The organism is Crenobacter sp. CS_VA4 (assembly GCF_055597485.1).
This window is the reverse complement of the sequence record NZ_JBVMAE010000091.1, coordinates 1-397: the sequence shown is the minus strand read 5'-3', so window position 1 is coordinate 397 and position 397 is coordinate 1. Positions and strand designations below refer to the sequence as shown.

General features: G+C 62.2%; 1 pseudogene. It reads right to left on the bottom strand.

Features of this window, described 5'->3' with window-relative positions:
• Window positions 1-397: pseudogene (gatB, locus tag ACZ2IA_RS22835) on the bottom strand (Asp-tRNA(Asn)/Glu-tRNA(Gln) amidotransferase subunit GatB); the annotation flags it as partial.

Genomic DNA, 397 nt, shown 5'->3' with positions numbered 1-397 from the left:
GAAAGTTGATGGCTTTCTCCACAAACCGGAAGGAGTTCAGGTTCTTGGTTTCGGTGCGGGTACCGAGCTTTGTGCTGCCGGCCGGGCGCACCGACACGTTGGCGTCACAGCGGAAGGAGCCTTCCTGCACGTTGCCGTCGCAAACACCGATGCAACGGACCAGCTCATGCAGCATCTTCAGGTAGGAAACGGCCTCGGCGGCGCTGCGCATGTCCGGCTCGGTGACCACTTCGATCAGTGGCGTGCCGGCACGGTTGAGGTCCACTCCGGTCGCTCCGGGAATGGCGTCATGTACCGACTTGCCGGCATCTTCTTCCAGGTGTGCGCGCAGAATCCGAATACGCTTGGTCTCGCCCTCGCTGCCGACCGGGATATCCAGGTGCCCGTTGGCGACGAT